At 69.2% G+C, this 13,992-nt stretch carries 11 protein-coding genes; 1 reads left to right on the top strand and 10 read right to left on the bottom strand.

Translation table 11 applies throughout. The annotated features are described in order from the left end of the window. Positions 1 to 81: 81 nt before the first annotated feature. On the top strand, positions 82 to 1,863 hold the full coding sequence (locus tag BTO20_RS14650) for an ABC-F family ATP-binding cassette domain-containing protein (protein ID WP_087076956.1): 1,782 nt from the start codon (positions 82 to 84) through the stop codon (positions 1,861 to 1,863). Positions 1,864 to 1,887: 24 nt separating this feature from the next. On the opposite strand, the gene argH is transcribed toward BTO20_RS14650, so the two are convergent. From argH to pheS, 10 genes are all read right to left on the bottom strand, one after another. After that, positions 1,888 to 3,297 carry an argininosuccinate lyase gene (gene argH, locus BTO20_RS14645; RefSeq protein WP_087076954.1) on the bottom strand — a complete coding sequence of 470 codons (1,410 nt, stop codon included), beginning with the start codon at positions 3,295 to 3,297 and terminating at the stop codon, positions 1,888 to 1,890. Between the two features lie 50 nt (positions 3,298 to 3,347). Continuing rightward, on the bottom strand, positions 3,348 to 4,547 hold the full coding sequence (locus BTO20_RS14640) for an argininosuccinate synthase (protein WP_087076952.1): 1,200 nt from the start codon (positions 4,545 to 4,547) through the stop codon (positions 3,348 to 3,350). Between the two features lie 23 nt (positions 4,548 to 4,570). Next, positions 4,571 to 5,047, bottom strand: a complete 477-nt coding sequence (locus BTO20_RS14635; RefSeq protein ID WP_087076950.1) for an arginine repressor — start codon at positions 5,045 to 5,047, stop codon at positions 4,571 to 4,573. A gap of 7 nt (positions 5,048 to 5,054) precedes the next feature. Continuing rightward, positions 5,055 to 5,978 (bottom strand): ornithine carbamoyltransferase, encoded by a 924-nt coding sequence (argF, locus tag BTO20_RS14630; protein WP_087076948.1) that lies wholly within the window; start codon positions 5,976 to 5,978, stop codon positions 5,055 to 5,057. Continuing rightward, positions 5,975 to 7,111 (bottom strand): acetylornithine transaminase, encoded by a 1,137-nt coding sequence (locus BTO20_RS14625; protein ID WP_232491230.1) that lies wholly within the window; start codon positions 7,109 to 7,111, stop codon positions 5,975 to 5,977. Before BTO20_RS14625 ends, argF begins: the two co-directional genes overlap by 4 nt. 26 nt (positions 7,112 to 7,137) lie before the next feature. After that, positions 7,138 to 8,010: an acetylglutamate kinase gene (argB, locus tag BTO20_RS14620; protein ID WP_087076944.1), complete on the bottom strand. Its 873-nt coding sequence runs from the start codon at positions 8,008 to 8,010 to the stop codon at positions 7,138 to 7,140. Beyond that, complete coding sequence (gene argJ / locus BTO20_RS14615; RefSeq protein ID WP_087082095.1) at positions 8,007 to 9,224, bottom strand: bifunctional glutamate N-acetyltransferase/amino-acid acetyltransferase ArgJ; 1,218 nt, start codon at positions 9,222 to 9,224, stop codon at positions 8,007 to 8,009. Before argJ ends, argB begins: the two co-directional genes overlap by 4 nt. Before the next feature lie 23 nt (positions 9,225 to 9,247). Next, complete coding sequence (gene argC, locus BTO20_RS14610) at positions 9,248 to 10,297, bottom strand: N-acetyl-gamma-glutamyl-phosphate reductase (RefSeq protein ID WP_198344386.1); 1,050 nt, start codon at positions 10,295 to 10,297, stop codon at positions 9,248 to 9,250. A gap of 99 nt (positions 10,298 to 10,396) precedes the next feature. After that, the gene (gene pheT, locus BTO20_RS14605; protein ID WP_087076941.1) at positions 10,397 to 12,877 is read right to left on the bottom strand and encodes a phenylalanine--tRNA ligase subunit beta; all 2,481 of its coding nucleotides are present in this window, start codon (positions 12,875 to 12,877) and stop codon (positions 10,397 to 10,399) included. Continuing rightward, a complete protein-coding gene (pheS, locus tag BTO20_RS14600; RefSeq protein ID WP_157680213.1) occupies positions 12,877 to 13,950 on the bottom strand; it encodes a phenylalanine--tRNA ligase subunit alpha in 1,074 nt (357 codons plus the stop codon). The genes pheT and pheS overlap by 1 nt, the downstream gene beginning before the upstream one ends. Positions 13,951 to 13,992: the final 42 nt, after the last annotated feature.

Below are 13,992 nucleotides of genomic sequence, written 5' to 3'. Positions count from 1 at the left end.
ACCGCACCGCCGACGACGCCTGAGGCAAACCGCGCCGACACCTTCGCGGCGGGGCCGACGCTGACGCTAAGGTCGGCGGCGATGGCACACCTACTCGGCGGCGAAGCCCTGCACCTGGAGTACCCGACAGGTGTGGTGTTCGACGCTGTCACCGTGGGCGTCAGTGACGGCGACCGCATCGGCATCGTCGGCCGCAACGGCGACGGCAAATCGAGCCTGCTGGGCATGCTGACCGGGCGCATCACCCCGCATGGCGGCCGCGTCACCCAGCGCGGAGGCCTGCGGGTGGGGGCACTCGACCAGACCGACACGCTGGACTCCGAGCACACCGTGGGCTGGTCGCTGGTCGGTGACCGGCCGGAGCACGAATGGGCCGGGGACGCCCGCGTGCGGGACGTCATCGGCGGACTGGTGGCCGACATCGGATTCGACGCGACCGTCGGCACACTCTCAGGTGGGCAACGCCGCCGGGTGCAGCTGGCTGCGCTGCTGATCGGCGATTGGGACGTCGTCGCCCTCGACGAGCCCACCAACCACCTCGACATCGAAGGCATCACCTGGCTGGCCGGGCATCTGCAGGGCCGCTGGGCGCGCGGTGCGGGTGGGCTGCTGCTGATCACCCACGACCGCTGGTTTCTCGACGAGGTCGCGACGACCACCTGGGAGGTGCACGACGGCATCGTCGAGCCCTTCGAGGGCGGGTATGCGGCGTACGTGCTGCAGCGGGTGGAGCGCGATCGGATCGCCGCCGCGTCCGAGGCCAAACGGCAGAACCTGATGCGTAAAGAACTGGCCTGGTTGCGGCGCGGCCCACCGGCTCGCAGCTCCAAGCCCAAGTTCCGCATCGACGCGGCCAACGCCCTGATCTCCGACGTACCGCCGCTGCGCAACAGCGTCGAGCTGTCCCGGCTGGCGACCGCTCGCCTCGGCAAGGACGTCATCGACCTGCTGGACGTGTCCGTCGCGTTCGACGGACGCGAGGTGCTGCGCGACGTCGAATGGCGCATCGCCCCGGGCGAACGCACCGGGATCCTCGGCGCCAACGGCGCCGGGAAGTCGACGCTGCTCGGTCTGCTCGCCGGCACGGTGACCCCGACCACGGGCCGGGTCAAGCGCGGGAAAACCGTGCGGCTGGCGATCCTCGACCAGCAGTCGACCGAGCTGAACGCCATGGCAGGCGACATGGTCCGGGAGGTGCTGGGCCGGCTGCAGACCAGCTACATGATCGACGGCAAGGAGCTCACACCGGCACAGCTGCTGGAGCGGTTGGGCTTCAACCGGGCGCAACTCTCGTCACGGGTCGGCGAGCTCTCGGGTGGGCAGCGGCGCCGGCTGCAGCTCATGCTGGTGGTGCTGAGCGAGCCGAACGTCCTGGTGCTCGACGAGCCGACCAACGACGTCGACACCGACATGCTCACCGCCACCGAGGATCTGCTCGACTCCTGGCCGGGCACGCTGATCGTGGTGTCGCACGACCGCTATCTGCTGGAGCGGGTCACCGATCAGCAGTACGCGATCCTCGACGGCCGGCTGCGCCACCTACCCGGCGGCGTCGACGAGTACCTGCGGCTCGCGGCCCAACCGTCGGCCCCGGCTACTGCCTCACGCACAGCACCGACGCCTGCGCCCACGCAGGGCAAGTCGGGCGCCGAGCTGCGCAACATCGAGAAAGAGGTCGCCTCGATCGACCGGTCGCTGGCCAAGCTGGCCGGGCGCATCTCCGACAAGCACGACGAACTCGCGGCGCACGACCATTCCGATCATGTCGGCCTCGGCCGGCTCACCGCGCAGCTGCGCGAGTTGGAAGACCAGGTGGCCGAGTTGGAGGCGCGCTGGTTGGAGCTGTCGGAAGAGCTGGAGTGAGGCTCGGCAGCGCTGAAATGTCGCTCAGCGCAGCCGGATCCGCAACTGATCCAGGGTGTCACGCACCGCGCCGAGCTGCTTGGCCACCTGGATCGGGGCGGTTCCGCCGCGGGCGTCGCGGGAGTTGACCGACCCGGCGATCGTCAGCACCTCACGTACCTGAGCGGTCAGCCCGGGATGGATGCCTGCCAACTCGTCGTCGGCCAGCTCCTCCAGCCCGACTCCGCGGGCCTCGGCCGTGCGTACCGCCGCGCCGGCCGCCTCATGCGCGATGCGGAACGGAATACCTTGGCGCACCATCCATTCGGCGATGTCGGTGGCCAGTGTGTAGCCCTGCGGGGCCAGCGCCGCCATCCGGTCCGTGTCGAACGTCAGCGTGCCCACCAAACCGGCCACCGCAGGCAGCAACAGCTCCAGCTGGGCGACGGAGTCGAACACCGGCTCCTTGTCCTCTTGCAGGTCCCGGTTGTAGGCCAGTGGCTGCGCCTTGAGCGTCGCGAGCAGCCCGGTGAGATTGCCGATGAGTCGGCCGGACTTGCCGCGCGCCAGCTCGGCGATGTCGGGATTTTTCTTCTGCGGCATGATCGAACTGCCCGTGGACCACGCGTCGTGCAGGGTGACGTAGCCGAATTCCGTTGTGCTCCAGAGGATGATGTCTTCCGCCAACCTCGACAGGTCGACAGCGATCATCGCGAACACGAAGGCCGCCTCCGCGGCGAAATCCCGCGAGGCCGTCGCGTCGATCGAGTTGTCGGCGGCCGCGGTGAACCCGAGTTCGTCGGCGATGGCGTCGGGGTCCAGACCCAGCGATGACCCGGCCAGGGCTCCGGACCCGTAGGGCGACACCGCCGCCCGCTTGTCGAGGTCGATGAGACGGTCCGCGTCGCGCAGCAGCGGGTGCGCATGGGCGAGCAGATGATGTGCCAGCAGCACCGGCTGTGCCGACTGCAGATGCGTCTTGCCGGGCATGATCGCCGTCGGGTGCGCGGCGGCCTGGGTGGCCAGGGCAGCGGCCACATCCAGCACGCCGGTGCCGACCGTGGTGATGGCGTCGCGCAGCCACATCCGGAACAGCGTGGCCACCTGGTCGTTTCGTGACCGTCCGGCCCGCAACCGGCCGCCGAGGTCGGGGCCGACGCGGTCGATCAGACCACGCTCCAGGGCACCGTGCACGTCCTCGTCGCTGGGCAGCGGGCCGAAGCTGCCGTCGGCGAGGTCCTCGCCCAGGCTGTCCAGGCCGGCCAGCAGCCCGTCGCGCTGCTCATCGGTGAGCAGCCCGGCGCGATGCAGCACCCGGGCGTGCGCCTTGGAGGCCCGCACGTCATACGGGGCCAGCGCCCAGTCGAAGTGCGTGGATTTGCTCAGCGCGGCAAGGGCTTCCGACGGCCCATCGGTGAACCGGCCACCCCACAGCGAACCTTCGTTGGTACTCACGTCACCACCCTTCCGCGAGCAGTCCCCCGCTTGCGGGGGACTGCTCGGCACTAGATACCCAGGTCGCGCTTGGCCGAGATCTTCGAGCTGAGACCGTGCACGTGCACGAAGCCCTTGGCATTGGACTGGTCGAAGCTGTCGCCCTCGTCGTAGGTGGCGAGGTTGAAGTCGTAGAGCGACTCCGGGCTGCGCCGCCCGTTGACGGCGATGTGGCCGCCGTGCAGCACCAGCCGGATCTCGCCGGTCACATGCTCCTGAGTGTGGGCGACGAACGACTCCAGGGCCCGCTTCAGCGGCGAGTACCAGAGGCCGTCGTACACCAGCTCGCCCCACTTCTGGTCGGTGTTGCGCTTGAACCGGCCCAGCTCACGTTCGAGGGTGACGTGCTCCAGCTCGGTGTGGGCCGTGATGAGCACCATGGCGCCCGGGGCCTCGTAGATTTCGCGGCTCTTGATACCGACCAGCCGGTCCTCCACCACGTCGAGGCGGCCGACACCCTGGGCGCCGGCGCGGCGGTTGAGCTCGACAATGGCCTCCAGCACCGTGACCGGCTTGCCGTCGATGGAGACCGGCACCCCCTTTTCGAACCCGACGACGACCTCGTCGGGGGTGTTCCAGTGGACCGTGGGGTCTTCGGTGTAGTCGTAGACGTCCTTGGTGGGTGCGTTCCACAGGTGCTCGAGGAAGCCCGTTTCGACCGCGCGGCCCCACACGTTCTGGTCGATGGAGAACGGCGAGCGCTTGGTGACGTTGATCGGGATGGCGTTCTCCTCGGCGAAGGCGATGGCCTTCTCCCGGGTCCAGGCGTAGTCACGCACCGGGGCGAGCACCTCGAGATCGGGTGCCAGCGAGGCGAAGCCGACCTCGAAGCGGACCTGGTCGTTGCCCTTGCCGGTGCAGCCGTGGGCGACGATGCCGCCCTGGTGCTCGCGCGCGGCGGCCACCAGGTGCTTGACGATCAGCGGTCGGCTGATCGCCGACACCAGCGGGTAGCGGTCCATGTACAGCGCGTTGGACTGGATGGTGGGCAGGCAGTACTCGTTCGCGAACTCGTCACGCGCGTCGACCACGACGGCCTCGACGGCGCCGCAGTCCAGCGCCCGCTGCCGCACGACCTCCATGTCCTCGCCACCCTGACCGAGGTCGATGGCGACGGCGACGACCTCGCGGCCGGTTTCCTTACCGATCCAGCTGATCGCGACCGAGGTGTCGAGACCTCCGGAGTACGCCAGGATGACGCGATCGGACATGAGCAATCTCCTTGTGTTGGGCTCTATTTCAGGTTTTCGAGGGTGGTGGCCAGCTCAGCGCCGGTCATCGGTTCGCGCGCCACCACCGCGATGGTGTCGTCACCGGCGATGGTGCCGACCACATAGGGCAGGGCTGCGCGGTCGATGGCGCTGGCCAGGTAGTGCGCGGCCCCGGGCGGGGTGCGCAGCACGGCAAGGTTAGCGCTGGCATCGGTGGAAACCAGCAAGTCCCCCATCAATCGGGTCAGCCGCTCGGTGCCGCCGGACACCCCGCGCACGGGGCTGCCGTCTTCCGGGACGACGTAGACCCCGACACCGCCGTCGGCGCCCCGCAGTTTGACGGCGCCGAGTTCCTCCAGGTCCCGCGACAACGTGGCCTGGGTGACCTCGATGCCTTCGTCGGCCAGCAGGCTCGCCAACTCCGTCTGGCTGCTCACCGCGCGTGACGACAGCAGTGCGACGATGCGGGCCTGACGGCCGACTCGGGTCGGGGAACTCATGACGGGCTCAGGCGCGTGCCAGCAACCAGGCCAGCAGCGCCTTCTGCGCGTGCAACCGGTTCTCGGCCTCGTCGAACACCGCACTCTGCGGGCCGTCGATCACCTCATCGGTGATCTCGTAGCCGCGGTGCGCCGGAAGGCAATGCAGCACAACGGCTTCGGCGTCGGCCAGCTTGAGCAGGTCACTGTTGACCTGGAACGGGCGGAACGGGCGGACCCGGTCGAGGCCGTCGTTCTCCTGGCCCATCGACGTCCAGGTGTCGGTGACGATCACGTCGACGCCGTCGACCGCGGCCCGCGGGTCATCGGTGACGGTCACCGACGCGCCGGTCTCCGCGGCGCGCTTGCGGGCCGCGTCGACGTACTGCGGGTCGGGCCCGAAACCCTCGGGCGCGGCGACGGTGACGCTGATGCCTGCCGTGACGCCACCGATCATCAACGAGTGCGCCATGTTGTTGGCGCCGTCGCCGAGGTAGGTCATGCGCAGGCCCTTGAGCTCACCCTTGCGTTCGGCCAGGGTCTGCAGGTCGGCCAGCACCTGGCAGGGGTGGAACTCGTCGGAGAGCGCGTTGACGATCGGCACGGTCGCCCCCGACGCCATGGCCGTCAGTCGTTCCTGGGCGAAGGTGCGCCACACGATGGCGTCGACGTAACGGGACAGCACCGCACCGGTGTCCTCCAGCGTCTCCTCGCGGCCCAGCTGCATGCTGCGACCGTCGACGACGACGGCGTGCCCACCGAGCTGGGCGATGCCCATCTCGAACGAGAACCGGGTGCGGGTCGAGTTCTTCTCGAAGATGACGCCGACGCCACGCGGGCCCTCCAGCGGGCGTCGCGAGAACGGCTGCTTCTTGAGCTCGGCGGCCAAAGCGAGGACCTCGGCCTGCTCGTCGGGCGTCAGGTCGTCGTCACGCAGGAAATGTCGGGTCATTTTGCCCCCTGGTCGAGCACCGCGGGTAGCGCGGTGAGGAACTGGTTGATCTGGTCCTCGGTGATGATCAGCGGCGGCGCCAGCCGGATGACGTCGGCGGCCGCCGCGTTGACCAGGAAGCCGGCGTCGCGGGCGGCGGATTCGACGGCCTTGGCACTGGGCGCGGTCAGCGCGATGCCCTGCAGCAGACCCTTGCCGCGGACGTGGTCGACGAGTGGATGGCCCAGCTCCTCGATGCCGTGGCTGATGGTCTTGCCGAGCACACCGGCGCGGGCAATGAGGTCGCCGTCGGACAGCGCACGCAGCACGCCCAGCGCCGCGGCCGTGCACACGGGGTTGCCGCCGAACGTGCTGCCGTGCAGGCCCGGGGTCAGCAGGTCTCCCGCGGCGCCGATGGCCAGGCAGGCACCGATCGGCAGTCCGCCGCCGAGCCCCTTGGCCAGCGTCACCACGTCCGGGGTGATGCCGTCGTGCTGATGAGCGAAGAAGGCCCCGGTGCGGCCCACCCCGGTCTGTACCTCGTCGAGGATCAGCAGCGCACCGTGTTTCGCGGTGATCTCGCGCGCGGCGACCAGGTAGCCGGCCGGTGGGACGACGACCCCGCCCTCTCCCATGATCGGTTCGAGGAACACCGCGGCCGTGGTGTCGTCGACCGCGGCAGCGAGGGCGTCGACATCGCCGTACGGCACGTGGGTGACGTTGCCCGGCAACGGTTCGAACGGGGCCTGCTTGGTGGGCTGGCCGGTCAGCGCAAGCGAGCCCATCGTGCGGCCGTGGAAAGCGCCTTGCGCGGCAACGACGTTCGTCTTCCCGGTGAGCCGGGTGATCTTGAAGGCGACCTCGTTGGCTTCGGTACCCGAGTTGCAGAAGAACGCCCGTGCGGGACTTCCCAGATGGCCGACGAGCGCCTCCGCCAACGCGATACCCGGTTCGGTGGCATAGAGATTCGAGGTGTGCCCGAGCGTGTTGAGCTGGGTGGTGACGGCCTCGATGACCGCGGGGTGGCGGTGCCCGAGCAGGTTTACGGCGATACCGCCGAGCAGGTCGAGGTACTGCTTGCCCTCGGCGTCGGTGACCACGGCACCGTCACCACTGACCAGGGCCAGCGGTGGGGTGCCGTAGTTGTTCATCATCACCGCTTCCCAGCGGTCTTGGAGGGTCACTTCGGCACCACTTTCGTTCCGGTTCCTTCATCGGTGAACAGTTCGACCAGCACGCAGTGTTCGACGCGGCCGTCGATCACGTGGGCGCTGGGCACGCCGCCTGCCACGGCGCGCAGGCAGGCCTCGATCTTGGGCACCATGCCCGATTCCAGGCGCGGCAGCAGCTCGGCGAGTGCGCCCGCGTCGATTTCGCTGACCAGGGAGTCGCGGTCGGGCCAGTCGGTGTACAGCCCTTCGACATCGGTGAGCATCACGAGCTTCTCCGCGCCGAGCGCCTCGGCCAGTGCGGCCGCCGCGGTGTCGGCGTTGATGTTGTGCACTACCCCGTCGACATCGGGGGCGATGGTCGACACCACTGGAATCCGCCCTGCGGCAATGAGATCCAGCAGCGACCCGGCGTTGACGTGCTCGACGTCGCCGACCAGGCCGATGTCGGTGGCGACACCGTCGACGTTCACACTGCGTCGTACCGCCGTGAACAGCTGAGCGTCCTCACCGGTGACCCCGACCGCATATGCGCCGTGCGCGTTGATCAGGTTGACCAGCTCGCGGCCCACCTGGCCGAACAGCACCATGCGGGCCACATCGAGCACCTCGGGCGTGGTCACCCGGAAGCCGCCCTTGAAATCGCCCGCGATACCGAGCTTTTTGAGCATGGCGCTGATCTGCGGGCCACCGCCGTGCACCACCACAGGGTGGATGCCGCAATTGCGCAGAAACACCATGTCGGCGGCGAAGGCGGCTTTGAGCGTCTCGTCGGTCATGGCGTTGCCGCCGTACTTGACGACGACGATCTTGCCGTGCAGTTGCTTGAGCCACGGCAACGCCGCCGCCAGCACCTGAGCTTTTATCGGCGTGGGCAAGCTCATGAACTGTAGGCCGAGTTCTCTTCGACGTAGGCGTGCGACAGGTCCGTGGTCCGCACGGATGCCGACGCGTCACCGACGGCCAGGTCGACGACGACGGCGATGTCCTCACCGGACAGATCCACCTCGCGCGCTCCCGGCGCCCCGGCACCGTCGATGCACACCGGTGATCCGTTGAACGACACGCTGATCCGTTGCGGATCAAGGGTGACCGGGGCGATGCCGACGGCAGCCAGCACCCGGCCCCAGTTCGGGTCGGAGCCGAACAGCGCGGTCTTGACCAGGCTGTCGCGCGCGATGGCCCGGGCCGCGACGACGGCTTCCTGCTCGCTGACCGCACCGGTGACGGTGATGACGACGCGTTTGGTGACGCCTTCGGCATCGGCCTGCAGCTGCGTGCACAGGTCTTCGCACACCCGCAGCACCGCATCGTCGAGATCGCTTTGGCTGGGCTGGATCTCGCTGGCACCGGAAGCCAGCAGCAGCACCGTGTCGTTGGTGGAACAGCTGCCGTCGATGTCGAGGCGGTCGAAGGTCAGTGTGGATGCCCGGCGCAGCGCGGAGTTCAACGCATCCGCACTGGCCACGGCGTCGGTGGTCAGCACCACCAGCATGGTGGCCAACGAGGGCGCCATCATCCCGGCACCCTTGGCCATCCCGCCGAGGACCCAGTTCTCCCCCGACGCCACCGAATGATGCAGCGCAACCTGTTTGGGCACGGTGTCGGTGGTCATGATGGCCCGGGCCGCGTCCTCGCCGCCGGTCAGGCCACCGGCCAACTCGTGCACGATCTCGGTCACGCCGGCCAGCACCTTGTCCATCGGCAACCGGTCACCGATCAGGCCCGTGGAGCACACGGCGACCTCGATGGCACCGGTCTCGGTGCCCCAATCGCTCAGGGCGGCGGCCACCCCCTCGGCGGTGGCGTGGGCATCCTGAAAGCCCGGCGCACCCGTGCACGCGTTGGCGCCACCGGAGTTCAGGATGACGGCGCGCAGTCGACCGGTGGTGAGCACCTGCTGGGACCATAGCACCGGCGCGGCCTTGATCTGGTTGCTGGTGAACACACCCGCAGCCGCATAGTCGGGGCCTTCGTTGAACACCAGTGCCAGGTCCGGCGCGCCGGACGCTTTGATGCCCGCGGCGATTCCGGCGGCGCGGAAGCCGGCTGCCGCGGTAACGCCCTGGGTGCGAACCAGTTTGGTTTCGGTGGTCATGCTGTCGGCTGACTGTGCAGAACTCACGGTGCCACTCCCACGATCGATAGTCCTTCGGTCTCCGGCCAACCCAACGCCAGGTTCATCGACTGCACGGCCGCGCCGCCGGTGCCCTTGGTCAGGTTGTCGATGGCGGCGACGGCGACGAGCGTCTGCGCCTCGGCATCCACGGCCACGGCCAACTGGGCGGCGTTGCTGCCGATCACCGAGCCGGTCTTGGGCAGCTGGCCTTCGGGCAGAAGGTGAATGAAAGGCTCAGCGCCGTAGGCCTTTTCGTAGGCGGCCCGGATCTCGGATTCCGACGCGGTGGTCCGCGCGGTACAGGTCGCCAGGATGCCCCGTGCGGTCGGGATCAACACCGGGGTGAACGAGACGGTCACGTCCTTGTCGGTCACCGCCCGCAGTCCCTGGGCGATCTCGGGGGTGTGCCGGTGCTTGCCCGCGATGTTGTAGGCCCGCGCCGACCCGATGATCTCGGAGCCGAGCAGGTCGACCTTCGCCGATTTGCCGGCCCCCGAGGCGCCGCTGACCGCGACGACCGTCACTGCGGGGTCGACCAGGTCGGCAGCCACGGCGGGCAGCAGGGCCAGCAGCGCGGCGGTCGGATAGCAGCCCGGTACCGCGACGCGCTTGGTGCCGCGCAGCTTCTCCCGGGCGCCCGGCAGTTCGGGCAGCCCGTAGGGCCAGCTTCCGGCGTGGGCCGATCCGTAGAACTTCTCCCATGCGGCAGCGTCGGTGAGCCGGAAGTCCGCTCCGCAGTCGATGATCAGCGTGTCGGGGCCGAGCTGTTCGGCCAAGGCAGCCGAATGTCCATGCGGCAAGCCGAGAAAGACCACGTCGTGGCCGGCCAGCACATCAACGTCGGTGGCTTCGAGCACCCGCGATGCCAACGGCAGCAGGTGCGGGTGATGTTCGGCCAGCGTGGTTCCGGCACTTGCCGCGGCGGTCAGCGCGCCGATGGTCAAGCGCCCGTCGGCATACGCGGGATGGCCGAGGAGTAATCGCAGGATCTCGCCACCGGCGTAGCCGCTGGCGCCTGCCACCGCTACAGACGTCATGCAGCGATTCTGCATTGTTATGCAGGCAGATGCAAACTCATTAATGGCGAGCAGACACGCAGGTCCCCGAACAGCGGCGTGTCGCGTACCTACGCGTCTGCTCGGCCGAGGAACTCAGCCACGCAGGACGGCGCCGACCCGCTCGGCCGCGGCGGCCACGGCGGCGTCACGTGCGGCGCTGGCCTCGTCTTCGGTCAGCGTGCGATCGGCGGCCCGGAAACGCAGGGCCAGGGTCAGCGACTTGCGGCCCTCCCCGATCTGCGGGCCCGTGTACACATCGAACAGCCTGACGTCTTCGAGCAGCTCACCGGCCCCGTCACGGACAGCGTCCACCACGCTCGCCGCGGCGGTCTCGTCACCGACGATCACGCTGATGTCCTGGAACACCGCCGGGAACGGCGACACCTTCGGCGCTGGCAGCGTCTCGACGATCGGGACGGCGTCGAGGTCCAACTCCACCGCGCAGGTGCCCTTGGGCAACCCGGTGCGCTCGACGACCGCCGGGTGCAGCTGACCGGCGTGGCCGACGACGGTTTCGCCGACGACCACCTCGGCGCAGCGGCCGGGATGCCACGGCAGGTCCTGCGCCGCACGCAGCGTGAAGTCCACACCGATCGCCCGGCCGATCACTCGCACGGCCTCGAAGGCGTCGGCTGCCTCGACGGGCCGGCCGGGGCCCCACGGTCCGGCAGGCTCACGCAGGCCGGTCAGCACCGCCGCGACGTGCTGCGGCTGGTGCGGCAACGAGGCGTCGAGCCCGGCGATCTCGTCGTCGGTGGGCCTGCGGTCGGTGGGGATGCGCTCGACGGCGCGGGTCTGCTCGGTCGGTTCCACCACCTGCGCGATGGCGAACAGCGCCACATCGGACGTTCCACGAGATACGTTGCGCGCCAATGCTTCCAACAACGCAGGCAGCAAGGTGGTGGCCAACTGCGGGCGGTCGGCCTCCAACGGGTTGAGCACCTTGGTGGTGTTGCGGCGCGGATCGTCGGCAGCCAGACCCCAGGCGTCGAACACTCCGGCAGGCAGGAACGGCGTCGGCAGGATCTCGACGAATCCGGCCAGCGCCAGCGACTTTCCGATCGCGCGGCGACGCTTCTGCCCCGCGGTGAGCCCGCGTCCGGCAGGCGCCGTCGGCAGCACCGACGGAATCCGCTCGAGTCCCTCGAGGCGCAGCACCTCCTCGACCAGATCGGCACGCTGGCGCAGGTCCGGTCGCCAACTCGGGGGGGTGACGGTGAGCGTCTCGGTGCCGGTCACCTCGGCGCCGATCTGGGTCAGACGACGCGCTGTCGTGCCCGCGCCGTACTCGACACCGGCGGTGCGGTCCGGCAGGTCCGCGGGGATCTCGATGGCGGGTTGCGACCAGTCGGTGCGGCCGTCCTCGCGCCAGTCGGTCAGGGTCGGCTCGACGGTGCCGCCTGCGATCTCGGCCAGCAGGGTCGCACACCGGTCCAGCGCGGCAACGGAAATCGCCGGGTCGACGGAACGTTCGTAGCGTCGGCCGGCCTCACTGGCCAGGTGCAGGCGCCGCTGCGTGCGGGACACCGCGGCCGGGTCCCACACCGCGGCCTCCAGCAGCACGTCGGTGGTGGATTCGCGAACCTCGGTGGTGCCCGCACCCATCACGCCGCCGATGGCAGCGGTGGCCACATCGTCGACGATGAGCACGTCGGCCGAGTTCAGCGTGCGTTCCACGTCGTCGAGAGTGACGACCTTCTCGCCGTCGCGGGCGAACCGGACGTCGAAACCGCCGGTGATGAGGCTGCGATCGTGGGCATGCATCGGATGACCGAGCTCGAGCATGACGTAGTTGGTCACATCGACGGCCGGCGAGATGGCCCGGATACCGCTGAGCAGCAGGCGACGCTGCAGCCACCACGGCGATACCGCGGCCGGGTCGATACCGGTGACCGGTCGCAGCCCGAACCGCTGCACGCCGGTGCCCGGCTGGACGGTCAGCGGCCACGCCTCACCCTCGGCGGGCAGCGGCGTCACATCGGCCGGGTCGACGTAGTCCAGGTCGTAGGCGCAGGCGATCTCGCGGGCCAGGCCGCGCACCGACAGGCAGTAGCCGCGGTCCGGCGTGATCGCGAGATGGAACACCACGTCGTCAAGGCCCAGCAGCTCCGCCGCCGGAGTGCCCGGCTCGGCGGTGCCTGGCGGCAGCACGATGATCCCGTTGTGGTCGGTGCCGAGGTTCAGCTCGGACGCCGAGCAGATCATGCCGTCCGACGTGCGACCGTAGGTCTTGCGTTTGGCAATGGTGAAGTCGCCGGGCAGGGTGGTACCGGGCAGTGCCACGACCACCAGATCACCGACCGCGAAATTCCTTGCCCCACAGATGATGTCTCGGGGCTCAACCTCACCCACATCGACCGTGCAGGCGCGGATCGGCTTCTTGAACTCAGTGAGTTCCTCGATGGAGGCGACGCGACCGACGGTCAGCGGGCCGCTCACCGGCCCGGTCGGGATGATCTCCTCGACCTCGTGACCGATGCGGATGAAGGCCTGCTCGAGCTCGTCGGCCGACACGTCCCAACCCGGCGCGCCTGCGCGGACCGTGTCTCGCAACCAGCTGTATGGAATGCGCATCAGGCGCCCACCCCGAACGGCAGCGAGAAGCGCACGTCGCCCTCGACCATGTCACGCATGTCGGGAATCCCGTTGCGGAACTGCAGGGTTCGCTCCAATCCCATTCCGAAGGCAAAGCCCGAATACTCGTCGGGGTCGATACCGCAGGCACGCAACACATTCGGGTTGACCATGCCGCAGCCGCCCCACTCAACCCAGCCGGGTCCGCCCTTTTTGTCGGGGAACCAGATGTCCACTTCGGCCGACGGCTCGGTGAACGGGAAGAAGTGCGGCCGGAACCGGGTGCGGCCCTCCGGCCCGAACTGCGCCCGCGCGAACGCGTCGAGGGTGCCCCGCAGGTGGGCCATGGTCAGGCCCTTGTCCACCGCGAGGCCTTCCACCTGGTGGAACACCGGCGTGTGGGTGGAATCCAGTTCGTCGGTGCGGAACGTCCGTCCGATCGAGACGATGTAGACCGGCAGTTCGCGTTCCAGCAGGGCCCGGATCTGCACGGGCGAGGTGTGGGTACGCAGCACCTGACGGGAGCCTTCAGGGGCGAGCGAAGCGACGGGGGATGCCGGAGGGGCGATCTGGAAGGTGTCCTGCTCGCTGCGGGCGGGGTGGTCGGGCGGGAAGTTCAGCGCGTCGAAGTTGAACTGTTCGGTCTCGACCTCGGGTCCCTCCGCCAACTCCCAACCCATGGCGACGAACGTGTCGGCGACGTTCTCGGCCAGGATGGTGATCGGGTGCCGGGCGCCCACGGGCTGACGCGTCGACGGCAGGGTCACGTCGATCCGCTCGGCCACCAGGACCGCGGCGTCCCGCTCGGCGCGCAACACGGCCAACCGCTCGTCGTAGGCACGCTGCGCGTCGCCGCGAGCAACGTTGACCCGTTTGCCGGCGTCGGCGCGGTCTTCCTTGGGCAGCGTCGCCAACGCCTGCCGGGCCAGTGCGATCGGCGCCCGGTCCCCCAGGTGCTCGGTCTTGGCGCGCGCGAGCGCGTCGAGGTCGCCGGACAGCTCAAAGGCATGCCGGGCCGCGCTGACGGCTTTGGTCAGGGCTTCTTCGGAGAGATCACTGGGCTGCTGAGCCACCCGGCGATCATAGGCGATGGCCTCATCGCCCCTCGAATGCGT

Source organism: Mycobacterium dioxanotrophicus (genome assembly GCF_002157835.1).
GTDB classification, from domain to species: Bacteria; Actinomycetota; Actinomycetes; order Mycobacteriales; family Mycobacteriaceae; genus Mycobacterium; species Mycobacterium dioxanotrophicus.
This window is presented reverse-complemented; position numbering and strand designations above follow the sequence as displayed.